We start from the raw sequence: 24,261 nt of genomic DNA, 5'->3' as shown, positions 1-24,261 counted from the left end.
AGCCCGGCCGCAGCTCAGTTGACGGCCGGCTCGGCGGTGATGAGCATCTCCGCCAGATCGGCGAGGGTGGCCAGTTGGCGGGCGTTCATCTGCGGGGCGCGGGCCGCCAGCCGGACCAGGCCGCTGTCGCGGAGGCGGGAGAGCGGGTCGGCGCGGGCCTCCAGTCCCTGGAGCACCGGCTGGAGCGCCTCGTACAGCGCCTCGGGCTCGTCGGCGGTGAAGAAGCCGGCCGGCAGGCCGAAGAACCGCCGCAGCCGGTCGGTGTGTTCGAGGCTCGGCAGCCCGCTCTTGCGCCACTCGCTCAGCCACTGCCTGCTGGTGCCTGCGATCGCCGCGAGCTCGCCCAGCGAGTACCGCTTGCCGTCGGGACGGCGCCGGTTCTCGCGGATGAAGTCCAGCCGCTGACGCACCCGTTCGGCGAGCTCCGCCTCGGGCGCGCCGCCGCCGGCGAGGAGTTCGGCGACGACCCCGACCGGGATCCCGGTGCGGTACGACAGGTCGGCCACGTCGAGCACCTCCGGCAGCCGCCCCGGGCGTCCGGTCAGCTCCCCGAGGCGTTGCAGCACGCCGGTCAGCGGGGCATGGGCGTCACTCACCAAGGTCCCCCTGGACACACGTGGTTGGTCGGTCGGCCGAGCAGACGCGAGGCTATCGAATCACCTGTCCCGCCCACCAGACATGACAAGGACCACTGCGCAAGAGGGCAGCAATCGTTGACATGTGACGGACCGGCAGGAAAGGATCACATCAGCAGGCCATGGTCGAACCGACCCGTCCCGGGTGCCGCCTTTGGGGGAGCGGCATCCGGGACGACCAGCCGCCCCGCCTCCTCCCCAGAAGGTGAGGCGAACCGATGCCACAGCCCGTCCTGCTCCTGGGTGCCGGCCGACGGCGTGCGTACGACGAGTTCGTGCTGACGCGGATCGCCGCGGTCCGCCCGGTGCTGCTGGTGGACGCCGCGCCGCCCGCCTGGGCACAGCCGTGCCTGGCCGGTCACCTCGCGGCGGACCCCGGCAAGGACGGTGCGACGGCGTCGGCGGTGGTGCGGTTCGCGGCCCGGCACCGGGTCCGCGGCGTGCTGACCCACTCGCAGGAGTACTCGGTCGCCGCCGCCACGATCGCCGGGCAGTTGGGGCTGCCCGGCACCTCCCCCGGCACGGCCGCCGCCTGTACCGACCCGTCCGCGCTGCGCGCGCTGCTGGCCGCCCGCACGGTCCCGGTCGACGACCCCGGCACACCCCGCGTCTCGGCCGAGACGGTCGTCCTCGACGGCGAGATCCGCATCGCCGCCATCACCCGTACGACCCTGGGCCCGGCGCCCGCCCGGCAGCCGCTGCGGCACACCGTGCACGCCCACGACGGCCTGCTGCACAACCGTTTTCTGCGCCTGGCCGTCGACCGCACCGTGCACGCCCTCGGCGTCGACCGGGGCGTCCTGCACATCGGCCTCACCCTCACCGACCGCGGCCCCCGGGTCACCGACGTCGCCCCGCATCTCCCGGGCGACCTGATCCCGCTCCTCGTCAGGCGGGCCACCGGCGTCGACCTCGCCCAGGCCGCGGCCGCCCTCGCCGCCGGGGAGGTGCCCGACACGACGCCCACCCGGCAGCGGGCGGCCTCGGTCCAGTTCGCCTACCCGGCCGCCACCGGCCGCCTCGACCAGCTGGAGCTCTCCCCCGACGCCGCCCACGAGCCCGGCGCCGACCGCATGCTCCTCACCCAGCACACCGGCAACCACGTCACGGCCGGCCCGCACGCCACCGCCGCCGACCGGCTGGCCCTCTGGGTGGCGCTGGGCGAGACCCCGGACGACTGCGCGGACGCCCTGCGCCGGATGGCCCGCCACCTGTCGGCGGACATCGCCCCGCTCGCCAACGCGGCCTAGCGGAACCGGAAGAACGGAGGGCCCGGAAGACCGGAAGACCGGAAGGCCCGGCAGACCCGACCGACCCGGCAGACCCGACCGGTCCGGCAGCGGCTCGTGCGGGCCGTTCTAGAAGGCGATCGCCCGTATCAACCTGCCCGCCTCGCCCAGCACGTCGACCTCGTCCCGGCTCATCGTCGGATTCGCCGCCCGCCGCCGCAGGGCCTCCGTCAGCCCCTCCTCGGTGAGTTCGCCCGGATCGGCGAGCAGGGCCGTCAGCAGCTCACGGGCCAACGGGTAGGCACCCAGCGCCACCTGCGCGAGGATCACCGCGGACATGCCCCAGTCGAGCCCGGGCGGCCCGTCCTCGGCGTTGGTCCAGTCGATGACCCGGGGACCGTCGGGGGTGAGTATCACGTTGTCCGGATGCAGGTCGAGGTGGAGGACCCGGGTACCCGGGTCGGCCGGGTCCCGGCCGGGCACCGCGTGCAGCCGCCGCAGCAGCGAGGCGAGCAGCGCACCGCCCTCCGCCGCGCCGGTCTCCCCCGCCAGCAGCGCCGCCAGCATGGTCGGCCCGGACAGCCGCTCCATGACCAGGTCGGTACGGGACCCGGACGGCCGCACCCGGGGCACCGGGTACCCGTGCTCCCGTACGTACGTCATCACCGCGCCCTCGGCGGCCGCGTCCCCCCAGCCGTCCCGGTCGCGGCGCAGCACCCACGCCTCGTCGATCTCGTACACATCGGCCGAACGCCCCGAACCGAGCAGTCTCCCCGTCATGGCATGACCATAACGAGACGGTCCCCGCACAGCCCCCTCTCAGCTTCCGCGGGGCGGCCGGCAAGTTGACTTGCTCCTCGGGCTGAAGCCCGAGGATTCTGGCCTTCTCGACCTGTGGCTGTGCCGCTACGCGGCACGGTTTCCGGTCGGGAATCCGTGGCTTCCTGTTTCTTCGCGCTGTGCCAGAACAGGTTCTGGTCTTCACCCTGGGCTCGCTCACCATGTTCGCGTCGGCGCCGCTCACCGGCGGGGTGGGGCCCTGGCCGCGTTCGCCTACGGGACGGTCGTCGACCTGGCGGGCTGGCCGCTGCCGGCCGGCACCGCCTCGAACCTGGCCTTCGACCCGCACGCCGGGCCCGCCGCCGACTGTCCCGGTTCCTCGCCTACAGCCTGGCCACCGCCATGGGCTGGAACCTGGGCCGGGCCCTGTGCACGGTCGTCCTCACCCTCCTCCTCGGTCCGGCGCTGCTGCGGGCGCTGCGCCGGGCGACCCGCAGGGCCGCGTTCGAGACCGCGGTCACCTTCGACGGCCCCGGGGCGTGAGGTGTCGTACCCGTCCGGTGACGGGACCGGTGAAGCACCCCACATGACGCAGGTCACCTACGATCCGGAACAGTAGTCAGATCATTCCGTTATGCCCGCTTTGACACTCGGCCTGACCTGCGGCTTGAGAGCCACGCCACACGACGGACCATCGACGCCTATGCGACCACCACTAGTAAAAGGGGTGATTGCGGACAGGTTTCCGGCCTGCTTCTCTGGACGACGTCGCCAGGCACCACGAGCCCCCAGCGGGCCGCGGCGCCGACGCACCCGGACCGCCCTCACGGGTGGTTCCGGAGCACGGCGACTCCCTGTCCCCGACGAACGAGGTTCTCCGTGTCCGTGTCCTTCATCCGCCGCATCGCTTCCCCGAAGAAGGCCCTCACCACCGCCGCCGTGGCCGCTGCCGCCGCCGGCCTGGCCCTGACCGCGGCGCCCGCCCAGGCCGCCACGACGTCGGCCTCCTCCGCTCAGGCGATCGCGCACCAGATGATTCCGGACGCCGCACAGTTCAACGCGTTCAGCAAGATCGTCTCGCACGAGAGCGGCTGGAACATCTCCGCCACCAACTCGTCCTCCGGCGCCTACGGCCTGGTCCAGGCCCTGCCCGGTTCGAAGATGGCGTCGGCCGGTGCCGACTGGAAGACCAACCCGGCCACCCAGATCAAGTGGGGCCTGGACTACATGAACTCGCGCTACGGCAGCCCGACCGCCGCCTGGAGCTTCTGGCAGGCCAACGGCTGGTACTGAGCCGGCCGCACCGCGCGCCCCTGAACCCCGGCACCCTCGCCCCCTCTCCTGGGCGAGGGTGCCGACGCATGTCCGGACGTGGTGCACTGGGCCCGGAGCCAGCCCACCCGCCGGAGGAACGATGACGACGGCCACCCCGCCCCGCGACCCCGAGACCCGCGGTGTCCGGCTGGTGGCCGTGCTGCTGGCGCTGATGCTGGTGAGCGGCCTGATCGACGCCGTCAGCTATCTCGGGCTGGGGCATGTCTTCACCGCCAACATGACCGGCAACGTGGTGATCCTCGGCTTCGCGGCCGCCGGGACGCCCGGCTTCTCCGTCCCCCGCTCGGCGGCCTCCCTGTCCGCCTTCATGCTGGGCGCGGCGGTGGGCGGCCGGGTCGCGGCCCGCTTCTCCACCGGCTCCCGCCGCCGGTGGATGCGGGTGACCCTGGCCGCGGAGGCGGTCCTGCTGGCCGGGACGGGCGTGGTCGCCTTCGCCGGGTCCGGCGCGCCGTCGACCGCCTACGTCCTGATCGCGCTGACCGCCTTCGCGATGGGGCTGCGCAACGCGAACGTCCGCAAGCTGGGCGTGCCCGACCTCACGGCGACCACGGTCCTCACCACCACCCTGACCGGACTCCTCTCCGAGTCCCGGCTGGGCGACGGCACCAGCCACCGCTCCCCGCGCCGGGCGGCCGCGGTCACCGCGCTGTTCGCCGGCTCGGCCCTGGGCGCCTGGCTGATCCTCCACCACAGCCCGGGGGTGTCCCTGCTGGTCGCGGCGGCCGTGTCCGGGGTGCTGGCCGTGATCGCCTCGGGCCGGGAGTGACCTCGCGCCTCGGGGGAGGCAGGAACGGGGCGTAGGGAAAGGGGTGCTCCTGCCTCCCTCGGGACGGGCCGGCGGCGCCGGGAGCCGTCGGCCCGCGTCCGGAGGGGGTTACGACGTGCTGACCCGGAGGTGTTTCACGCCGTTGATCCACGCCGAGCGGAGCCGGTCCGGGTCGCCGATCAGGCGCAGGTCCGGCATCGCGTCGGCGATCGCGTTGAAGATCAGGTCGATTTCGAGGACGGCCAGGGACTTGCCGAGGCAGTAGTGCGGGCCGCCGCCGCCGAAGCCGAGGTGGGGGTTGGGGTCGCGGGTGATGTCGAAGTCGTCGGGGTCGGCGAAGACCTCGGGGTCGTGGTTGGCGGAGGCGTAGAAGACGCCGACCCGGTCGCCCTTGCGGATCAGCTTGCCGCCCAGTTCGGTGTCCTGGGTGGCGGTGCGCTGGAAGGAGTTGACCGGGGTGGCCCAGCGGACGATCTCCTCGGCGGCGGTCGACGGGCGCTCGCGCTTGTAGAGGTCCCAGGCGGCGGGGTGGGTCAGGAAGGCGTGCATGCCGTGGGTGATGGCGTTGCGGGTGGTCTCGTTGCCGGCCACCGCGAGCATCAGCACGAAGAAGCCGAACTCGTCGGAGTTGAGGTTGCCCTCGTCCTCCGCCGCGACCAGGGTGGAGACGATGTCCTTGGCCGGGCACTGCTTGCGGTCCGCGGCCATGTTCATCGCGTAGGAGATCAGCTCGGTGGCGGACTCGGCGCCCACCGCCTCGGTGATCGCGTACTCCGGGTCGTCGTACGAGATCATCTTGTTGGACCAGTCGAAGATCTTGGCCCGGTCGTCCTGCGGGATGCCGATCAGTTCCGCGATCGCCTGGAGGGGGAGCTCGCAGGCGACCTCGGTGACGAAGTCGAAGGGGCCGGAGTGGGCGCGGGCCGCCTCGACGATCGCCCCGGCGCGGGCCCGCAGCCGCTCCTCCAGGGCACGGATCGACCGGGGCGTGAAGCCGCGCTGGATGATCTGGCGGACCCGGGTGTGCTCGGGCGGGTCCATGTTCAGCAGGATCAGCCGCTGGGCGTCGATCGCGTCCCGCTGCATGTGCTCGCCGAAGCGGATGATCGCCGTGTTGAGCCAGGACGAGAAGATCTCCGGGTGCGTGGAGACGTACTTGACGTCCGCGTGCCGGGTGACGGCCCAGTAGCCGTCGTCCGCGAACCCGGCGAGGCCGTGCGGCTGTTCGATCCAGCGGACCGGTTCGGCCCGGCGCAGTTCGGCGAACTCCGGGAGCGGCACCCGGTGATGGAGCAGGTCGGGGTCGGTGAGGTCGAACCCGTCGGGCAGCGCGGGACAGGGCATGAGCGACTCACTCCCACCGTGTACGAGCCAGGACATGTGGCCCCGACGACTTTCTGACGATCCATCAGAAAGGGTCGGTTGCCGTGAAGGTAATAACGGGTTCCACAAGTCGCAAGGGGCACGGACACTCCAATTGCCTGCATCCCCCTTGCGGTTGCGGACGCCCTGTCAGCAGACTGCACACAGAACTAGTACGCGTTCTAGTTCTGCGTGGCGGGCCGGGCCGGGACGCCCCTGCGCCGCGCGGGTGACCGAGGAGAGGACCGAGCCCCCATGGCCGCGGAACCCGTGATCGTCGAAGCCGTACGCACCCCCATCGGCAGGCGCGGTGGCGCGCTCGCCAACCTGCATCCCGCCTACCTCCTGGGCGAGACCTACCGAGAACTCCTCGGCCGCACCGGCATCCCCGCCGACGCGGTCGAGCAGATCGTCGGCGGCACGGTGACCCACGCCGGCGAACAGTCCATGAACCCCGCGCGTACGGCCTGGCTGACCATGGGGCTGCCGTACGAGACCGCGGCCACCACCGTCGACTGCCAGTGCGGCTCCTCGCAGCAGGCCTCGCACATGACCGCCAACATGATCGCCGCCGGGGTCATCGACGTCGGGATCAGCTGCGGGGTCGAGGCGATGTCCCGGGTGCCGCTCGGCTCCGGCTCCAAGCACGGGCCGGGCAAGCCGTTCCCCGACGAGTGGAACGTGGACCTGCCCAACCAGTTCGAGGCCGCCGAGCGCATCGCCCGCAACCGGGGTCTGAGCAGGGAGGACGTCGACGCGCTCGGGCTGCTCTCGCAGGAGCGGGCGGCGCACGCCTGGGCCGAGGAACGCTTCAAGCGCGAGACCTTCGCCGTCCAGGTGCCGACGACGGAGGAGGAGCAGCACGCCGGTCAGGGCATGTGGCGGCTGGTCGACCGGGACGAGGGGCTGCGCGACACGTCGGCCGAGGCGCTGGCGGGCCTGAAGCCGGTGATGCCGACGGCGGTGCACACGGCCGGCAACTCGTCCCAGATCTCCGACGGCGCGGCCGCCATCATGTGGGCGTCCAAGCGCATGGCCCGTGCCCTGAAGCTCCGCCCCCGGGCCCGGATCGTCGCCCAGGCCCTGGTCGGCGCCGACCCGCACTTCCACCTCGACGGCCCGATCGACGCGACCCGCACCGTGCTGGGCAAGGCCGGCATGACCCTGAAGGACATCGACCTCGTCGAGATCAACGAGGCGTTCGCGTCCGTGGTGCTCAGCTGGACCCGGGTCTTCGAGCAGAACCTGGACAAGGTCAACGTCAACGGCGGCGCGATCGCCCTCGGCCATCCGGTGGGGGCCACCGGCGCCCGCCTGATCACCACCGCGCTGCACGAACTGGAGCGCACGGACAAGGAGTTCGCCCTCATCACGATGTGCGCGGGCGGCGGCCTGGCCACGGGGACGATCATCCAGCGCCTCTGAGCATCTCAACGCGTAAGCGGCGCGGGGAACTGTGCGACCGGCCACGACGCCGCCGCGGCCGAACGACGGCGCATCGCGGCACCACCGTCCGGGCGTTCACCCGGGAGCCGGAACCGTCACCGGCTCCCGGTCCCTCTTGTCGGCCCCCGCCCCCCGCAGGGCCCGCGGCCCCTGCAGCAGATACCCGACCCCGAACCCCGCACCGACCACCGCGGCCCCGCCCACCGCGTCCAGCACCCAGTGGTTGCCGGTGCCGATGATCGCCGAGACCGTGAGGAGGGGGTGGACCAGGCCGAGCACCTTCAGCCACCACTTCGGCGCGACCACCGCGATGACGACCCCGCACCACAGCGCCCAGCCGAAGTGCAGCGAGGGCATCGCCGCGTACTGGTTGGTCAGCTCCGTGAGCGTGCCGTAGTCCGGCTTGGCGAAGTCCTGCGGGCCGTGCACGGTGTCGATGATGCCGAGGCCCGGCATCAGACGGGGCGGGGCCAGCGGATAGAGCCAGAAGCCGATCAGGGCGAACGCGGTGGCGAAGCCGAGGGCGGTGCGCGCCCAGCGGTAGTCGACCGGGCGGCGGACGTAGAGGACGGCGAGGATCGTCAGCGGGACCACGAAGTGAAAGGACTCGTAGTAGAAGTCCAGGAAGCTCCGCAGCCGGCCGATGCCGTACACGGTGTGGTTGGCCCAGTGCTCGATGTCGATGTGCAGGAACCGCTCGATGTCATGGACCTGGTGCCCGTGCCGCTCGGCGCGGGCCCGCCCGGAGGTGCCGTCGCCGTCCCCGGCGGCGGCGAGCCGGATCTGCTGGTAGACGAAGTAGACCAGCCGGGTCGCGACCAGTTCGAGGAAGAGGTTGGGACGGGTCAGCACCCGGCGCAGGGCGGGGACCAGCGGGACGTGCCGCAGGCGTGCCGGGACCGGCTGCGCGTAGTCCGTCGGGACCGGGCGGGCGAACTCCGGGGCGGTGCGGGACAGGAAGGGCACGACCATGGCCGCGGCCAGGGCGGCGAGCAGGATCGTGTTGTCGCGCACGGGTACGAAGAGCGACTGGTTCGGCAGCATCGCCTTGGCGGGCAGGGTCATCACGAGGACGACCACGACCGGCCACACCGGCCGGTCGGCGGTGCGCCGCCCGGCCCGGCCGACCACCGCGAGCAGCACCCACAGCAGCTGGTGCTGCCAGGCGGTCGGCGACACCGCCACCACCGCGCAGCCGGTGATCGCGACCGCGAGCAGCAGCTGCCCGTCCCGGGCGTAGCGCACCGCGCGGCGCAGCGCGAGGGTGGCCACGGCCGCGGCGAGCGCCAGGAACAGGACGATCTCCAGCGGCCCGTTCAGCCCGAACCGCAACAGGGCGCCGTGCAGCGACTGGTTGGCGAGCGCGTCGGCCGCGCCGCCGAGACCCACGCCGGCCGTGTGGTGGACCCAGTAGGTGTACGAGTCGTGCGGCAGCGCCGCCCAGGCCAGCAGCGTGCACACGGCGAAGGTCGCGCCGGTGGCGACGGCGGCCCGGCGGCGGCCGGTGAACCACAGCAGCGGCGCGAACAGCAGCACGGCCGGCTGGAGGGCGGCGGCCAGGCCGATGCACAGCCCGCTGTCGCGCTGCCCGCGGGCGGCGAAGCAGCCGAGCAGGACGAGCAGCACGGGGATGATGCTGGTCTGGCCGAGCCAGAGGGCGTTGCGGACCGGCAGCGAGAGCATCAGCAGGCTGATGGCGACCGGGGCGGCCAGCAGCGAGGTGCGCCGGCTCACCGGCTGGGGCAGCGCGCGGGCGACGACCAGGCCGAGGGCGACCACCAGCAGCAGCGTGCCGAAGATCCAGCCCCAGCCGAGGGTCTGCTCGGCGGCTCTGGTGAGCGGCTTGAGCACCAGCCCGCCGAAGGGGGTGCCGGTGAACTGCGTGGAGTCGTACAGGGAGCCCTTGACGTCCAGGACGCCGTCCGGGCCGACCCAGGTCTCCAGATCCGTCAGCCGTCGCCCGCTCGGCGTACCGAGGACGACGACCAGCTGCCGTACGACGAGGATCGTGGCCACCGCCCACAGGCCGAGCCGGACCATTCTGAACCGCGCCCCGGCCTCCGCCCCGTCGAAAGCCTCTCCCCGTCGCCCGTTGTGCTCCACGTTCGCCACGCCTCGCCGGCCTCCCGCCGCGTCCCGCACCTCGCTCTGAGAACCCTTCGAGGCTCCCACCCCCTCTCGGCACAGACGCAGGCAACCCCCTCTTCACCTGACATCCGCCGACCTTTTGTCCTGAAGGCGACGAAGTCGACAGCGCGCGGGCGCGAGGTTGCCTCCATGGAGCGCGACAAAGATCACAGTGCGCGCCCCGCATACGGCCGCGGGAGCGGGCAGACGTGCCTGCACACAGCGCATTTAGCTGCACTATGCAGGTAAGCGCGTACGCGACGTAACGGCCCCAAGTACTCCTATCGTCGCTTTCCGGCCCCGTCCAGCGCCGTACGGGCCGCGTCCCCGTCCCCCACGAGAGGCAGGCGAGCCCCGTTTTGGCGACCGCCACAGCAGTCACCCCGTCCACCCGTACGGCCCCCTCCGCCGCCCCCGCCCCCACCGTCACCGACCCCGCGCTGGTGAAGCGCGCCGTGAAGGCGGCCGCGCTCGGCAACGCCATGGAGTGGTTCGACTTCGGCGTCTACAGCTACATAGCGGTGACCCTGGGCAAGGTCTTCTTCCCCTCCGGCAGCCCGACCGCCCAGCTGCTGTCCACGTTCGGCGCCTTCGCCGCGGCCTTCCTGGTCCGCCCGCTGGGCGGCATGGTCTTCGGCCCGCTCGGCGACCGCGTGGGCCGCCAGAAGGTCCTCGCCGTCACCATGATCATGATGGCCGTGGGCACCTTCGCGATCGGCCTGATCCCGTCCTACGCGACGATCGGCGTGGGCGCCCCGCTGCTCCTGCTCGCCGCCCGCCTGGTGCAGGGCTTCTCCACCGGCGGCGAGTACGCGGGCGCGTCCACGTTCATCGCCGAGTACGCGCCGGACAAGAAGCGCGGCTTCTTCGGCAGCTGGCTGGAGTTCGGCACGCTGGCCGGCTACATCGGCGGCGCCGGCCTGGTGACCCTGATGACGGCGCTGCTCTCCACCGACGACCTGACGTCCTGGGGATGGCGGATCCCGTTCCTGATCGCGGGCCCGATGGGCGTCATCGGCCTCTACCTGCGGATGCGCCTGGAGGAGACGCCGGCGTTCGCGGCGGAGGCGGCGAAGTCGGAGCGGGCCCGCCCGAAGGTCCCCCTGCGCGAGATGATCACCGGCCAGTGGCGGGCCCTGCTCCTGTGCATGGCCCTGGTCCTGGTCTTCAACGTCACGGACTACATGCTGCTGTCGTACATGCCCAGCTATCTCACCAGTGAGCTGAAGTACGACGAGACGCACGGCCTGCTGGTCGTCCTCGGCGTGATGACGCTGATGATGATCGTCCAGCCGTTCGCCGGGGCCCTGACCGACCGCGTCGGCCGGCGCCCGGTGATCGCGGCGGGCTGCGCGGGCTTCCTGGCCCTCTCCGTCCCCGCCCTCCTGCTGATCCGCCAGGGCAGCCTGCTCGCGGTCGCCCTCGGCATGGGCGCCCTGGGCCTGCTCCTGGTCTGCTTCACGGCGGCGATGCCCGCCGCCCTCCCGGCCCTGTTCCCCACCCGGGTCCGCTACGGCTCCCTGTCGATCGGCTTCAACATCTCGGTCTCCCTGTTCGGCGGCACCACGCCCCTGGCGGTGACGGCCCTGATCGGCGCGACGGGAAACCTGATGATGCCCGCGTACTACATGATGGCCGCGGCGGTGATCGGCGGCTTCGCCGCCTGGCGCATGGCGGAGACCGCGGGCAAGCCCCTGCCGGGCTCGGCCCCTGCTGTGGAAGCGCCCTGACAACAGCGCCCCGACTCCGGCGGCGCGCGGGGAACTGCGCACGTCCCCTACTCACCTGCGCGTTCGAACGATCCGCCCCGTCGGCCCGTACCGTCGGTAGACAGACGGTGGCTGTCCGGAACAGGCCCAGGAAACATGCCCTCCGCTATACCGTCTGTAGTCCTGATCGACGGTAGGGCGGAGGGCATCGGTTCATGATCGGCCAGCGGAGACCTCGCCGACGCACACGGCTGCTCGCGGTCCTCCTCGTCCTCGCCGGCATCCAGTTCGGCTGGCTCGCCGCCCCCGCCTTCGCCTGTGCCTGCGGCGCCCTCGTCCCCGACACCGGCCGGCAGGTCACCGTCGGCCGCGAGGAATCCGTCCTGCGCTGGGACGGCACCCGCGAGCAGATCGTGATGCGCCTGACGGTGAACGGCGACGCCGACCGCGCCGCCTGGATCATGCCGGTCCCGCACCGTGCCACCGTCACCCTCTCCGACCCGGCCCTCTTCGACCAGTTGCACACCCTCACCGCCCCGGTGCACCGCACCCGCTACCACTTCTGGCCCGAGGACGGCGACTGGCCGCTCACCAGCGGCGGCGGTACCGGTGGCGTGCCGCCCGGCGTGGGCGCCACCGCCCCCGGTGTCGGCGTGGTCGACCGCCAGCGGCTCGGCCCGTTCGACGTGGCCCAGCTGACCGCCACCGACTCCGGCGCCCTGGACGGCTGGCTGCGCAGCAACGGCTTCCCCATGCCGCCCCGTCTGGACACCGCCCTCCAGCCCTACGTCACCGACCACTGGGAGTACGTCGCGGTCAAGCTGGCTCCCGAGACCACGGACACCGCGCTGCGCGGCGCCCTCGACCCGCTCCACCTCGCCTTCGCCAGCGAACGCCCGGTCTACCCGATGCGGTTGTCCAGGATCGCGGCCACCCCGCAGTCGCTCGGCCTGTACGTGCTCGCCGCGCACCGCATGGAGCCGCGCTCGGCGATCGGCGGCGAGCGCCCGCGGGTCGTCTACGCCGGCCGGCTCAGCCACCCGGCCGGAGCGCTGGCCCAGCTGGCCGCCGGCACCCCGTACCTGACCGCGATCGGCCAGGAGTTCCCGTACCCGTCCCGGATCTCCGCCGACCACACGCTGCGGCAGGCGTCCTCGGACACCCCGTTCCAGCAGGTCGTCTACACGGACCGGCTGCGCGAGGCGGCCGGGATCCCGGCGTGGCTGCTGACGATCGGCACCGCGCTGCTGCTGCTCGTCGCGGTCGCCTCCCTGACGGCCGTACGACGCTCCAGGCGCCCCGCCCCGCCGCCCCCGCCGCCGACACAGCCGCCGTCGCCGCCGGCCGGGCCGCCGCCCCCTGCGCCGATCGGCTGAGTTCCGTCCGGCACCGGGGCGGTGGATCAACGGCGCGTCCACCGCCTCAGTAGTGCTATCCAGGGAGCTGTCACCGGACAGCCATCCGAACAGGCGAAAGGCAGCGTACGCATGAGCGGCTCTCAGCTCTGGGACGACGTCGACTTCTACTTCACCAGCCACCTGTCACCGGACGACGAGGCGCTCCAGGCGGCCCTGCGGGAGAGCGAGGCGAACGAGCTCCCGCACGTCAACGTCACTGCCGGCCAGGGCAAACTGCTCCAGCTCCTCGCACAGATCCAGGACGCCCGGAACATCCTGGAGATCGGTACCCTCGGCGGCTACAGCACCATCTGGCTGGCCCGCGCCCTGCCCGCCGACGGCAGGCTGATCTCGCTGGAGTACAACGCCCGGCACGCGGAGATCGCGGTCCGTAACATCGCCCGCGCGGGCCTGGAGAAGATCGTGGAGGTACGGGTCGGCCCCGCCCTGGAGTCGCTGCCCAAGCTCGCCGACGAGAACCCGGCCCCCTTCGACCTGGTCTTCATCGACGCCGACAAGGCGAACAACCCGCACTACGTGGAGTGGGCGCTCCGGCTCACCCGCACCGGCAGCCTGATCGTCGTCGACAACGTGGTGCGCGGCGGCCGGGTCGTCGACGCCACCAGCGGCGAGCCGGACGTGGTCGGCACCCGTGCCGCGATCGAGCTGATCGGCGCCCACCCGAGGCTGACCGGCACCGCGATCCAGACGGTCGGCAGCAAGGGCTACGACGGCTTCGCGCTGGCGAGGGTGCTGGACTGACCCGGCCGGCCCGACCGCGCGATGCTGCTCAACCCTCGTGGTAGAAGCCCACGTTGACGCTGCGCGGGGCGGTGCGGTCCCGGACGACTATCTCGCCGGAGCCGCCCCGGGGCAGTGCGACCGTACCGCCGTACGTGATGGCCTGGGCGTACTCCCCGACCTTCAGCAGCACCTCGGAGGACGGCTCGTCCTGGGAGCCGCGCAGCCAGGTGACCTGCCAGCCGCCCTCGGCCCCGCACAGGAACTCCAGGTGCACCCGGGAGACGAACAGCCAGTCGTCGGGCGTGGTGAGCCGGCAGACGGAGGCGTCGCGGCCCACCCGCAGCACGGCGCCCGGGTCGCTGGGCGCGTCGGCCATGAGCATTCCGGCCGTCTCGCCCGCTTCTCCGGACACGGAGGCCATGGTGAGTTCGAGCACGTGCGTTCCCCCTGCGCGATTCATGGATCCTTACTGGATCTCCGGCGCATGATAAAACGCCCGGCCGGGCCGCGTCCGGCACAATGGAGTCATGACCGAGCGAAAGCCACCCGGGGTGCCGTTCGAGTCCTGGGTCGACAAGCAGATCGGGGACGCGCAGCGACGCGGCGAGTTCGATCGACTACCGGGCCTGGGCGAGCCGTTGCCCGACGGCCTGGACACGTCGTACGACGAGATGTGGTGGGTCAGAAGGAAGTTGGCCCGTGAGGGCCTGGCGATGCTGCCGCCGACGCTCGCCCTGCGCAAGGAGGCCGAGGACGCGCTGGCGGCCGCCTACGCGGCGCCCTCGGAGCGGATCGTCCGCGGGATCATCGAGGAGATCAACGTCCGGATCCGCGACATGATGTTCAAGCCGCCGCCCGGACCCCCGCTGGGCAAGAAGCCGTACGACGTCGAGGAGGTCGTACGCGAGTGGCGGGAGCGCAGGGCGGCGGCCGGGACGGAACCGGACGCGGGGCCGCAGGCGCGCGGGTGACTCACATGTGCAGCAGCCGGTCCGCCAGTTCGCGGTAGTCGCGCAGGGCCAGCCGGAGCTGCTCGGTGTCCGCGGCGCCGGGGCCGTCCGCACCGGCGGACTGCCAACTGCCGCGCAGGGTACGGCGGCGCCGGTCGACGGCGTCGGTCAAGCGGGCGCTGAGCTCCTCGACGGCCCGGTCGGCCTCCTCGACGGCCGTGCGCGGCTCGTCGACGAATCCGGTGACCGCGCGCGCCAGCCGCCGTTCCAGCTGCCCGCACTCCTCCCGCGGCATCAGCCGCTCGTCGCGATCCGCGGCCGGCGGGTCGTCGCGCCCGGCGGCCGGCCGGTCGTCCCGGCCCGCGGGCGTCTCGCGACCGGGGTCCTCGTCGGCCGCCAGGACCGTCTGACCGGGCGCCTTCCGGTCGTCCCGGTCACTCCGGTCGCTCCGATCGTCCCGGTCGCTCCGGTCGTCCATGCGTTCGGGTTCCTCCTGCCCCGGGGTGACACCGCCCACAGGGGAGTCGCCCCGGTCGCTCCTCTCCTCACGTCCCGGCCTCGCTGTGCCGCCGGGATACGCGTCGCCACCGATGGGACGGCGGCCGGATCCGGTCCTGGCGTCGGTCATGTCGGTCAACTCTCCTTCGGACGGCTCTGGTCGGCGGACCAGGGCAGTTGGCCGCCGGTGTCGGCACCGACACCGGCGCGGTGGCGGCCGGACTCGCGGGACGACGGGGTGACCAGGTCGTCGAAGAGGAAGCGGGCCTCGATCACGGCCGCCCGCATCTCCTCGGTGCCGGCCCGGCTCTGCGGCGACCCGCCCGTGGGCGCCTCGGCGGCGCGGTGCACGCGGCGGTAGCCGTCGACGTGGTCGGCGTGGTGCACGGAGAGCGCGGCCACCTGGTCCTCGTACTCGGCACCGGCCGGGAAGCCGCGGTCGGCGGCCAGTTCGGCGAGCAGCCGGTCGATCTCGGCCACGGACTCCCGGGGCGAGTCGACGAACTGCTGTTGTGCGGTGGTCCAGCGGGCCGCGTACCGTTCGCGTTCCGCCGGCTCCAGTTCGCGCTCGCGCAGTGTGCCGTGGCGCTGGACCCGCTCGGCGAGTTCCCGCTCGGCCGCGCCGGTGTCGCCGCCGTGCTGGGCCACCGTCCGCTCGTACTCCGGCCCGAAGCGCCGCTTCAGACCGTGCGGGCCGCTGCCCCTGGAGCGTACGGCCAGTACCGCCGCGACTACGACCACGGCGGCCACGATCACGATGGCGATGATCAAGCCTGTGGACATGGTTGCCCTCCGGTGTCTCGGCCCGACGGGCCGTCTCCCTCTCCGGGTGACCCGCGCGGCGGAGCCCAAACAGCCCGGCGGGACGGAGCCGGCCCGGGACCGCCGATATCCGGTTGCGCGAACCGCCCCGGTCCGCCGGAGACTACGGCCCATGGCCTCCTGGACGACCACCACCGAACTCCCCGGCTCCCCGGCCGCCGTCGCCCTGTGGCGGGCGTACTACACGGAGGTCAGCGACCGCTGGTACCTGCTGCACGAGGGCCGCCGCACCGACCCGGCCGAGCTGGAGCGGGAGATCGCCGCCCGGCCGGGCTCCGAACTGGCGCCGCCCACCGGACAGTTGCTGATCGCACGGTACGACGGCGAGCCGGCCGGCAGCGCGGGCGTACGGCTCCTGGACCCGGCCACCGCCGAACTCACCCGGGTCTTCGTGCACGAGCGGCTGCGCGGCCGGGGCGGCGCCGCGCTCCTGGTCTCGGCGGCCGAGCAGGCGGCCCGGTCGCTCGGGGCCGCGCGGGTCGTCCTGGACACCCGCACCGACCTGGTGGAGGCCCGCGCCCTGTACGCGCGGCTCGGCTACACGGAGACCGGGCCGCACAACGACGACGTCTACGCCGGGCACTGGTTCCGCAAGGAACTCGTCAGCTGATCCGCCGTGCCTCCGGGTGCTGCGGCTGCTCGCGTTCGGTGCCGCAGAGTTCGTCGGTCAGTTCGCGGACCAGGCGGTCCAGGTCGGTCGGCCGGTCCGGGGTCCACCAGTCGCCGAGGAGTTCGGCCAGGGACTCCTCGCGGGCCCCGGCGAGCCGTTCGGCGATCTCGCGGCCCTCGGCGGTGAGGGTCAGGTCGAGGCCCAGGCGGTCGGCGAGGTGCCGCTCCTCCAGCTGGCGGGCGCCCTCCAGGACGACGTTCATCGGGACCGGGCCGCGCTCGGCGAGCCGGCCCGGCTCCACCGAGCCGTACCGGCGGATCCGCAGCAGCAGCCAGCCGGCGGCGGGCAGCAGGTCGGCGTGCCCGGCCCGCGCGTTGATCTTCCGGTAGACCTCCCGGCGCCCCTCCCGGGTGCCGAGCAGGGACAGCGCCCGGGAGCACTCGTCGTACGACGACCGCTGGACCGGGTTGGGCGGGATGGTCTCGGACGCGTCCGGCGCGGTGACCGAGCCGCGCAGCCGGTCCTCCTTGAGGAACCAGGCGAGGACGAAGCCGAGCAGGGCGACCGGCGCGGCGTACAGGAAGACGTCGGTGATCGAGGACGCGTACGCGTGCAGCGCCGCCGGACGCAGTGCGGGCGGCAGGCCGGCGATGCCCCGCGGGTCGGCCTTGAGGGAGCCCGGGGTGGCGCCGGGCGGGAGCCGCACGCCCCGGAAGGCGTCGGCGAGCTTGTCGGCGAGCCGGCTCGCGAAGACCGAGCCGAAGACGGCGACGCCGAAGGAGGCCCCGATGGAGCGGAAGAAGGTCGCGCCGGAGGTGGCGACGCCGAGGTCCTCGTAGGAGACGGAGTTCTGCACGATCAGCACCAGCACCTGCATGACCAGGCCGAGCCCCAGGCCGAAGACGAAGAAGTAGCTGCTCATCTCGGCGGTCGAGCTGTACTCGTCGAGCCGGTGCAGGAGCAGCAGCCCGATGGTGGTCACGCCGGTGCCGGCGACCGGGAACACCTTCCAGCGCCCGGTACGGCTGACGATCTGCCCGGACAGCGTGGACGACAGCAGCAGGCCGATCACCATCGGCAGCATGTGCACGCCCGACAGGGTCGGCGAGATGCCGTGCACGACCTGGAGGAAGGTCGGCAGATAGGTCATCGCGCCGAACATCGCGAACCCGACGATGAAGCTGATCAGGGCGGCGAGGGTGAAGGTGCGGATGCCGAAGAGCTGCAGCGGGAGCACGGGTTCGGCGGCCCGCCGCTCGACGGCCACGAACGCGACGGCGAGGACGACCCCGAGCACCGCGAGCCCGACGATCTGCGGCGAACCCCAGCGCCAGGTCGTCCCGCCCAGCGAGGCCACCAGCACCAGGCAGGTGGCGACGGCGGCGATCAGGAAGGTGCCGAGGTAGTCGATGACATGACGGGCGCTGCGGCGCGGGATGCGCAGCGCGACGGCGATCACGGCGAGCGCGACGACGCCGAGGGGCAGGTTGACGTAGAACACCCAGCGCCAGCTCAGCTGCTCGGTGAGCACCCCGCCGAGCAGCGGCCCGAGCACGCTGGCGGCGCCGAAGACGGCACCGAACAGCCCCTGGTAGCGCCCTCGTTCGCGCGGCGGCACCAGATCCCCGACGATCGCCATCGACAGCACGATGAGCCCGCCGCCGCCCAGCCCCTGCAAGGCGCGGAAGCCGATCAGCTCGCCCATGCTCCGGGCCGTCCCGCACAGCGCCGATCCGACGAGGAAGATCACGATCGCCAGCTGGAACAGCCTCTTGCGCCCGTACTGGTCACCGAGCTTGCCCCACAGCGGGGTGGCGGCGGTGGAGGCCAGCAGGTAGGCGGTGACCACCCACGACAGGTGCTCCAGCCCCCCGAGGTCGCTGACGATGGTCGGCAGGGCCGTCGCCACGATCGTCTGGTCCAGCGCGGCCAGCAGCAGCCCGAGCAGCAGCGCGCCGATCGGGACCAGCACATTGCCGGGTACGCGCTCCGCGTCCTTCGCCGGAGTGTGCGTCGCTTCCAGGGCCATCGAGACCTCCCGGGGCTTTCGGCCATCTTCCATCGTGGACGGTGTCACCCGGTATGGCCCGTCGAGTCCTTTTCGGAACTCCTGAGACGAGGGATTCCGGGGGACGTACGTGGGGGTGCTCTGCATAATCTGTGGAGTTCGTGAGGGGAGGGAGGACCGCTGTGACGGACACGAACGGGAGCGGATGCCATCAGTGCCCGCAGTGCGGGACACCGAAGGGGCCGGACGGCTCCCCCTCCTGCGACTGCAACCGGCGGGCCTCCGACGCGCTGCGCGACGCGCGTACGGCCGAGCAGGCGGCCGCGGAGGACTTCGACCCGCTGCGGATCCGGCCGTACGTCGCCATCGAGAGCGCAGCCGACGAGGACGGAGCGGGCGACGGCGCGGGGGACACCGCGGGCGACGCCGACGACCCGGCCGACGGCGCGGCGGACGATCTGGCCGGCGCCCCGGAGACCGCGCCGCTGCCGGTGACCCCTTCGGCCGTGACCGCGCCGGTCGCGGCCGAGGCGACCGTGCCGCTGCGGGCGGCGCCCGCCGACGCCCCCGGCTCCGACCACGGTCCCGACCACGGTTCCGACCACGGCGCCGGTCCCCGCCCCGGGCCCGTGCCGGGAGCTCCGCAGGAGCCGCGCCGGCGGCCCCGGTGGGTGCTGCTCCTGTCGATCGCCGGGGCGGTGCTCGGAATCCTCGCGGTGGCGGGGGTCGCGAGCGGTCTGTTCGCCCGTGCGACGCCGACGCGGGACGAGGCGGCACCGGCGGACGTACGGGAGAGCGTGCCGGACGTGACCCCGAGCACGGCGTCGCACCCGGCCGCGGCGCCGGCGACCTCGCGGGGGTCCGCGGCGCCGGCCACTCCGTCCGGGTCCGCGAGCCCGAGTGCGACGCGCTCCGCGTCCGCCACGCCGTCCAGTGCCGCCCCGTCCCCGACGCCCTCCCGCTCGGCCACGCCGACCCAGTCGGTGTCGACGACCGGCACGGCGGCCTCCGCCCAGCCCACCTCGCCCCAGGTCCTGCGCCCCGGCGACACCGGGGCGCAGGTCACGGAGCTCCAGCAGCGGCTGGCCCAGCTGAACCTCTACACGGGGAAGGCCGACGGCCACTACGACAGCAGGACCGAGGACGCGGTACGGACGTACCAGCTGTCACGGGGGATCCTGACCGACGAGTCGGGGGTGTACGGAACGGCCACCCGAGCGGCACTGGAGTCGGAGACGACGAAGCCGTAGGGGGTGGGCCGACAGGGGGGTTGCGGTCGGTCGTGGATCAGTGCGGGTGAGTGGGGGTTGCTCGCGCAGTTCCCCGCGCCCCTCACGGGACGCTGCCCAGCCGCGGGCAGGCGTGCCGCAGGGCGGCACGGGTGGGCGCGGGGGCACCCCGCAAGCGCCGGTGAGCGTCCCGACCCCCGGCCTCAGGACACGCCGACGTGCACCCGGATCAGGCCGTCCGCCGCCGCCTCCACCCGTACCGCCGTAAGGTCCCGCACCACCACGTCCGGCCCGTGCGCCCCCGCCCGCGCCCCGATGCCCACGACCCGCATCCCGGCCGCCCGCCCCGCCGCGATCCCCGCGCCGGAGTCCTCGAACACCACGCAGTCCTCCGGGGCGACCCCCAGTTCCGCCGCCCCCTTCAGAAATCCCTCGGGGTCCGGCTTGCTGGCGCCCACCGACTCCGCGGTCACCCGCACCTGGGGCAGCGGCAGCCCGGCCGCCGCCATCCGCGCCGTGGACAGCGCCACGTCCGCCGAGGTCACCAGCGCGTGCGGCAGCCCCTGGAGGGAGGCGAGGAAGGCCGCGGCGCCCGGCACCTCCACCACGCCCTCCGTGTCGGCCGTCTCCTCCGCGAGCATCCGCGCGTTGTCCGCGAGGTTCTGCTTCACCGGCCGGTCCGGCAGCAGCACCGCCATGGACGCGTGCCCCTGGCGCCCGTGGACGACCTTCATGACCTCGTCGCCGTCCAGCCCGTGCCGCTCGGACCAGCGCCGCCAGATGCGTTCCACGACGGCGTCGGAGTTGACGAGGGTGCCGTCCATGTCGAGCAGGAGGGCGCGGGCGGTGAGGACGGTGACCGTCATCAGGCAGCTCCTATGCACTGACCGAAAGCGGGCCGAAGGCAGGCCGGGGAGAACAAGGCGGCCCCGCCCGCCGGTCAGGGAAAACGGGCGGGAGCCACTTTGTTTCTCTACGGTACAAAACAGAACGCCGATCCCGCCACCGCCTTCGCCGAGCGTTCACCGACTCTTCAGCTCGGCCGGTCGGGCCGGAGCGGACCGGAGCGGACCGGAGCGGACCGGCTCAGCCCGCGATCGCCTCCCACAGGCTCCACACGCCCAGCACCAGCATCAGGACCGCCGCGATCTGCGTGATCAGCCGCAGCGGCACCTTCTTCATCAGCGCCTTGCCGCCGACGATGCCGAGTCCGGCCACCGCCCACAGGCCGAGCACCGCGCCGAGGCCGACGGAGAGCGGGTCGTCGTAGCGGGCCGCGAGGTTCGCCGTCATGATCTGCGTGAGGTCCCCGAACTCGGCGACCAGGATGAGCATGAACCCCGTGCCGGCGACCTTCCAGAAGGACTGGTCGGCCGGCCTGCGGATCTCCTCTTCCTCCTCGCCCTTCTTCAGCAGCAGCACGGCCGCGCCGCCGAGGAAGAGGACGCCGGTCAGCGCGTGCACGATCTGCTGCGGAAGCAGGGTCAGCACGCTGCCGGCCGCGACGGCGAGCACGACATGCAGCAGGAAGGCCGCGGCGACACCGGCGAAGACGTACGACGCCCGGTAGCGCGTGCCCAGGACGAGGCCGGCGAGCGCGGTCTTGTCGGGCAGTTCGGCGAGGAAGATGACGCCGAAGACGAGCGCCGTCACGGTGATGCTGATCAAGGGTCCTCAATCGGTCGGGAGCCACCCCACCGAGAGCACCGCACTTCGCAGACGAACACCTCGGCACGGCAGCACACACGGGCACCTGTGCCGTACGGCACAGGCGTGCACTGCTTGCCGAAGGTCTCGCTGGCGGTCCCCTGACCGAGATGGCCGAGATCCGCCTCCGGGCGCCGGCTCAGACGGGCTGAGCAGTATGTCGACGGTCCGGCGAAGAGCTACTCCCCTTCAACACGGCCAAGAGTACGTGACCGCGCCATCGATCCCAAGGCCGGAGCTCCGACCTGTGAGTCACGTCGCACGTCTTGTCGTGTCATGCACACGTCACTAACTTCTTACCGAACGCTCACCCCACGGCAACACGGCAGCGCGAGCATTCCCTCGCTCGTGCTCCAACACCCCCACCCCACCAGGGAGTTCGCATGCCGAAGTTCTACGCGCGTCGACGCGTCAGCATACTCGCCGCCCTTACCGGACTCATAGCCTCTGCCGCACTCTTCAACTCCCCGAGCGCCTCCGCCGCCCTCCCCACCCCGGTCAGCGCCTCCACCGCCCGCACCTACCTCGCCTCGCTCACCGTGGCGACCGAGGTCAGGACCGGCTACGAGCGCGACCTGTTCCCGACCTGGGACACCATCAGCGGCACCTGCAACACCCGTGAGTGGATCCTCAAGCGCGACGGTACGAACGTCGTCACCAACTCCGCCTGCACCGCCACCAGCGGCAGCTGGTACTCCGTCTACGACGGCGCCACCTGGACCGCCGCCTCCGACGTCGACATCGACCACCTGGTGCCGCTGGCCGAGGCCTGGGACTCCGGTGCCCGCAACTGGACCACCGCCCAGCGCGAGGCCTTCGCCAACGACGTCACCCGCCCGCAGCTCCTCGCCGTCACGGACAACGTGAACCAGTCCAAGGGCGACAAGGACCCGGCCGAGTGGATGCCGCCGCTCTCCTCGTACTACTGCACCTACGTCCGTGCCTGGGTCCAGGTGAAGTACTACTACGGCCTCTCGGTGGACTCCGCCGAGAAGAGCGCGCTCACCAGCTACCTCTCCGCCTGCTGAACCGGCCGGCCCCGAAGGGGTCCCGCCTCCCCGCGTCCCGGCCACGCCCCGCCCCTTCCCGGATCTCCTCCGGGCCCTCTTTCCGGCGTCGGAACCTCCCCGCCGGCCTCCGTCGTTCCGTACCGTACGGGGCTACAGAGGCCAACCGACCGAGGAAGAGGACGGGGCGATCGTGGCCGGACTGCGCCTGGGACCGCTGCTGAGGTACACCGACGGCTCGTCGGCGACCGTCTGGGTCGAGGCGAGCCGTCCGTGCACCGCCGAGGTGCGCTGCGCGGACGGCGCCGCCGGCACCGCGCGGACCTTCCAGGTGGCGGGCCACCACTACGCCCTGGTCCCGGTCACCGGGCTGACCCCGGGCACGTCACCGTCGTACGAGGTCCTGCTGGACGGCACCCGCGTGTGGCCGCCGCCCGGCTCCCGGTTCCCGCCCTCGGTGATCCGCGCCCCGGCCGCCGGCGAGAGCCTCGACGTCGTCTTCGGCTCCTGCCGCTGGGCCGCTCCGCCGGCCGACGGCCACGACCCGGTCGGCCCGGACGCCCTGGACAGCCTGGCCGCACGCCTCGCCGCCGGTGGCCGACTGCCGGACGTGCTGCTGCTGTTGGGCGACCAGGTGTACGCCGACGAGACCTCGGCGGCCACCCGGCGCTGGCTGGCCGCCCGCCGCGGCCTCGCGGACCCGCCCGGCGCCGAGGTCGCGGACTACGAGGAGTACACCCGCCTCTACGACGAGTCCTGGCTGGACCCGGAGGTGCGCTGGCTGCTCTCCACCGTGCCCAGCTGCATGATCTTCGACGACCACGACGTCATCGACGACTGGAACACCTCCGCGGCCTGGCTGGCCGACCTGCGTGCCACGCCCTGGTGGCAGGAGCGGCTGCTGAGCGGGCTGATGTCGTACTGGGTCCATCAGCACCTGGGCAACCTCTCGCCGGCCGAACTCGCCGCCGACCCGCTGTACGCGGCCGTGTGCGCCGTCCCCGACGGCACCGACGAACTGCGCGCCTTCGCCGCCGCGGCGGACGCCGACCCGGCCTCGGCGCGATGGAGTTACCGGCGTGACTTCGGACGGGTGCGGCTGCTGATGGTGGACACCCGGGCGGCCCGGGTGCTGGACGAGCGGAGCCGCGCCATGCTCGACCCCGGCGAGGCCGAGTGGCTGCGCGAACAGGCCCTGGACGACCGGGAGTCGTACGACCATCTCCTGGTCGGCACCTCGCTGCCCTGGCTGCTGCCGCACCTGATCCACGATGTCGAGGCCTGGGACGCGGCCCTGTGCCGGGGCGAACGCGGCTCCCGCTGGGCGGAGTTCGGGGAACGGCTGCGGCGCGCGGCCGACCTGGAGCACTGGGCGGCCTTCCCGGAGTCCTTCGCCGAGCTGGCCGACCTGTTCGCCCGGACCGGCTCCGGGCCCGGGGCGCCCGCCTCCGTCTGCGTACTCTCCGGGGACGTCCACCACGCGTACGTCGCCGAGCCCGCGTGGCCCGCCGGGGCCGCACCCGACTCCCGTGTGCTGCAACTCACCTGCTCCCCCGTGCACAACTCGGTGCCGCCGACGATCCGGATCGGCTTCCGGTTCGGCTGGAGCGCGCTCGCGCGGTTCCTCGGACGGCGGTTCGCCCGCCACGGGCGCTGTGCGCGGCCGCCCGTGACCTGGCGGAAGCGGGGCGGGCCGTGGTTCGGCAACCAGCTCATGACACTGACGCTGCACGGCCGTTCGGCCCGGCTGCGGCTGGAGCGAGCCCGGCGGGACGGGACCCTGGAGACCGTGGAGGAGTCCGTCCTCACCACCCCAGGAGGGGCGAGCGCGGGACAGCTGTGAGGCAACTGAGCTGTGTGGGGCGCGCGTTGGCAACCGCCGACCGCGACGGCATGATGA

At 72.8% G+C, this 24,261-nt stretch carries 22 protein-coding genes and 1 pseudogene; 13 read left to right on the top strand and 10 right to left on the bottom strand.

The genetic code is table 11. The features are described from left to right. Positions 1–14 precede the first annotated feature (14 nt). The gene (locus tag IEZ11_RS00310) at positions 15–596 is read right to left on the bottom strand and encodes an XRE family transcriptional regulator (RefSeq protein ID WP_189260461.1); all 582 of its coding nucleotides are present in this window, start codon (positions 594–596) and stop codon (positions 15–17) included. A 257-nt stretch (positions 597–853) separates the two neighbouring features. Between IEZ11_RS00310 and IEZ11_RS00305 the strand changes: the two genes are divergently transcribed. Further along, positions 854–1,885, top strand: a complete 1,032-nt coding sequence (locus tag IEZ11_RS00305) for an ATP-grasp domain-containing protein (protein WP_189260460.1) — start codon at positions 854–856, stop codon at positions 1,883–1,885. Positions 1,886–1,993: 108 nt separating this feature from the next. Here the strand turns inward: IEZ11_RS00305 and IEZ11_RS00300 are convergent, their stop codons facing one another. Next, positions 1,994–2,644, bottom strand: coding sequence for a phosphotransferase family protein (locus tag IEZ11_RS00300; RefSeq protein WP_189260459.1), 651 nt, complete (start codon positions 2,642–2,644; stop codon positions 1,994–1,996). A 146-nt stretch (positions 2,645–2,790) separates the two neighbouring features. Between IEZ11_RS00300 and IEZ11_RS00295 the strand changes: the two are divergent. The 3 genes and pseudogenes from IEZ11_RS00295 to IEZ11_RS00285 all read left to right on the top strand — a co-directional run. Beyond that, positions 2,791–3,187, top strand: a pseudogene (locus tag IEZ11_RS00295) (ECF transporter S component); the annotation flags it as partial. Positions 3,188–3,523: 336 nt separating this feature from the next. Next, positions 3,524–3,937 (top strand): aggregation-promoting factor C-terminal-like domain-containing protein, encoded by a 414-nt coding sequence (locus tag IEZ11_RS00290; protein ID WP_189260458.1) that lies wholly within the window; start codon positions 3,524–3,526, stop codon positions 3,935–3,937. A gap of 121 nt (positions 3,938–4,058) precedes the next feature. Then, positions 4,059–4,745 (top strand): YoaK family protein, encoded by a 687-nt coding sequence (locus tag IEZ11_RS00285; protein ID WP_189260457.1) that lies wholly within the window; start codon positions 4,059–4,061, stop codon positions 4,743–4,745. Between the two features lie 108 nt (positions 4,746–4,853). On the opposite strand, the gene IEZ11_RS00280 is transcribed toward IEZ11_RS00285, so the two are convergent. Then, complete coding sequence (locus IEZ11_RS00280; RefSeq protein WP_189260456.1) at positions 4,854–6,089, bottom strand: cytochrome P450; 1,236 nt, start codon at positions 6,087–6,089, stop codon at positions 4,854–4,856. Positions 6,090–6,362: 273 nt separating this feature from the next. Here IEZ11_RS00280 and IEZ11_RS00275 point away from each other — a divergent pair, with 273 nt between their 5' ends. Then, positions 6,363–7,532 (top strand): steroid 3-ketoacyl-CoA thiolase, encoded by a 1,170-nt coding sequence (locus tag IEZ11_RS00275; protein ID WP_189260455.1) that lies wholly within the window; start codon positions 6,363–6,365, stop codon positions 7,530–7,532. A 96-nt stretch (positions 7,533–7,628) separates the two neighbouring features. On the opposite strand, the gene IEZ11_RS00270 is transcribed toward IEZ11_RS00275, so the two are convergent. Then, positions 7,629–9,665, bottom strand: coding sequence for a bifunctional glycosyltransferase 87/phosphatase PAP2 family protein (locus tag IEZ11_RS00270; protein ID WP_189260454.1), 2,037 nt, complete (start codon positions 9,663–9,665; stop codon positions 7,629–7,631). Positions 9,666–10,039: 374 nt separating this feature from the next. On the opposite strand from IEZ11_RS00270, the gene proP reads away from it, so the two are divergent. The 3 genes from proP (at position 10,040) to IEZ11_RS00255 (ending at position 13,548) form a co-directional block, all read left to right on the top strand. Then, a complete protein-coding gene (proP, locus tag IEZ11_RS00265) occupies positions 10,040–11,410 on the top strand; it encodes a glycine betaine/L-proline transporter ProP (protein WP_189260453.1) in 1,371 nt (456 codons plus the stop codon). A 194-nt stretch (positions 11,411–11,604) separates the two neighbouring features. Continuing rightward, a complete protein-coding gene (locus IEZ11_RS00260) occupies positions 11,605–12,765 on the top strand; it encodes a DUF2330 domain-containing protein (protein ID WP_189260452.1) in 1,161 nt (386 codons plus the stop codon). A 111-nt stretch (positions 12,766–12,876) separates the two neighbouring features. After that, positions 12,877–13,548: an O-methyltransferase gene (locus IEZ11_RS00255; RefSeq protein WP_189260451.1), complete on the top strand. Its 672-nt coding sequence runs from the start codon at positions 12,877–12,879 to the stop codon at positions 13,546–13,548. Positions 13,549–13,576: 28 nt separating this feature from the next. On the opposite strand, the gene IEZ11_RS00250 is transcribed toward IEZ11_RS00255, so the two are convergent. Next, positions 13,577–13,966 carry an FHA domain-containing protein gene (locus tag IEZ11_RS00250; protein ID WP_189261075.1) on the bottom strand — a complete coding sequence of 130 codons (390 nt, stop codon included), beginning with the start codon at positions 13,964–13,966 and terminating at the stop codon, positions 13,577–13,579. Between the two features lie 91 nt (positions 13,967–14,057). Between IEZ11_RS00250 and IEZ11_RS00245 the strand changes: the two genes are divergently transcribed. Continuing rightward, the gene (locus IEZ11_RS00245) at positions 14,058–14,501 is read left to right on the top strand and encodes a DnaJ family domain-containing protein (protein WP_189260450.1); all 444 of its coding nucleotides are present in this window, start codon (positions 14,058–14,060) and stop codon (positions 14,499–14,501) included. Between the two features lies 1 nt (position 14,502). Here IEZ11_RS00245 and IEZ11_RS00240 read toward each other — a convergent pair whose 3' ends face one another. Together IEZ11_RS00240 and IEZ11_RS00235 are read right to left on the bottom strand one after the other, a co-directional pair. After that, complete coding sequence (locus IEZ11_RS00240; protein ID WP_189260449.1) at positions 14,503–15,108, bottom strand: hypothetical protein; 606 nt, start codon at positions 15,106–15,108, stop codon at positions 14,503–14,505. A gap of 5 nt (positions 15,109–15,113) precedes the next feature. Further along, positions 15,114–15,761, bottom strand: coding sequence for a hypothetical protein (locus IEZ11_RS00235; protein ID WP_189260448.1), 648 nt, complete (start codon positions 15,759–15,761; stop codon positions 15,114–15,116). Between the two features lie 151 nt (positions 15,762–15,912). Between IEZ11_RS00235 and IEZ11_RS00230 the strand changes: the two genes are divergently transcribed. Next, a complete protein-coding gene (locus tag IEZ11_RS00230) occupies positions 15,913–16,410 on the top strand; it encodes a GNAT family N-acetyltransferase (protein ID WP_189260447.1) in 498 nt (165 codons plus the stop codon). Here IEZ11_RS00230 and IEZ11_RS00225 read toward each other — a convergent pair. Next, the gene (locus IEZ11_RS00225; RefSeq protein WP_229712749.1) at positions 16,403–18,439 is read right to left on the bottom strand and encodes an MDR family MFS transporter; all 2,037 of its coding nucleotides are present in this window, start codon (positions 18,437–18,439) and stop codon (positions 16,403–16,405) included. The genes IEZ11_RS00230 and IEZ11_RS00225 overlap by 8 nt on opposite strands. Before the next feature lie 161 nt (positions 18,440–18,600). On the opposite strand from IEZ11_RS00225, the gene IEZ11_RS00220 reads away from it, so the two are divergent. Continuing rightward, the gene (locus tag IEZ11_RS00220) at positions 18,601–19,668 is read left to right on the top strand and encodes a peptidoglycan-binding domain-containing protein (RefSeq protein ID WP_189260445.1); all 1,068 of its coding nucleotides are present in this window, start codon (positions 18,601–18,603) and stop codon (positions 19,666–19,668) included. A gap of 182 nt (positions 19,669–19,850) precedes the next feature. Here IEZ11_RS00220 and IEZ11_RS00215 read toward each other — a convergent pair whose 3' ends face one another. Beyond that, positions 19,851–20,513 (bottom strand): HAD-IA family hydrolase, encoded by a 663-nt coding sequence (locus tag IEZ11_RS00215; RefSeq protein WP_189260444.1) that lies wholly within the window; start codon positions 20,511–20,513, stop codon positions 19,851–19,853. A gap of 220 nt (positions 20,514–20,733) precedes the next feature. Then, on the bottom strand, positions 20,734–21,315 hold the full coding sequence (locus IEZ11_RS00210) for a TMEM165/GDT1 family protein (protein WP_189260443.1): 582 nt from the start codon (positions 21,313–21,315) through the stop codon (positions 20,734–20,736). A gap of 422 nt (positions 21,316–21,737) precedes the next feature. Here IEZ11_RS00210 and IEZ11_RS00205 point away from each other — a divergent pair, with 422 nt between their 5' ends. Further along, positions 21,738–22,382, top strand: coding sequence for an HNH endonuclease family protein (locus IEZ11_RS00205; protein ID WP_189260442.1), 645 nt, complete (start codon positions 21,738–21,740; stop codon positions 22,380–22,382). Positions 22,383–22,554: 172 nt separating this feature from the next. Continuing rightward, entirely contained in the window at positions 22,555–24,204 is a 1,650-nt protein-coding gene (locus IEZ11_RS00200; protein ID WP_189260441.1) for an alkaline phosphatase D family protein, read from the top strand. The last annotated feature ends 57 nt before the right edge of the window (positions 24,205–24,261 follow it).

This window comes from Streptomyces fuscichromogenes, assembly GCF_014645815.1.
GTDB lineage: Bacteria > Actinomycetota > Actinomycetes > Streptomycetales > Streptomycetaceae > Streptomyces > Streptomyces fuscichromogenes.
Note: the sequence above shows the minus strand (reverse complement) of the source record. Positions and strands in the feature narration are given on the sequence as shown.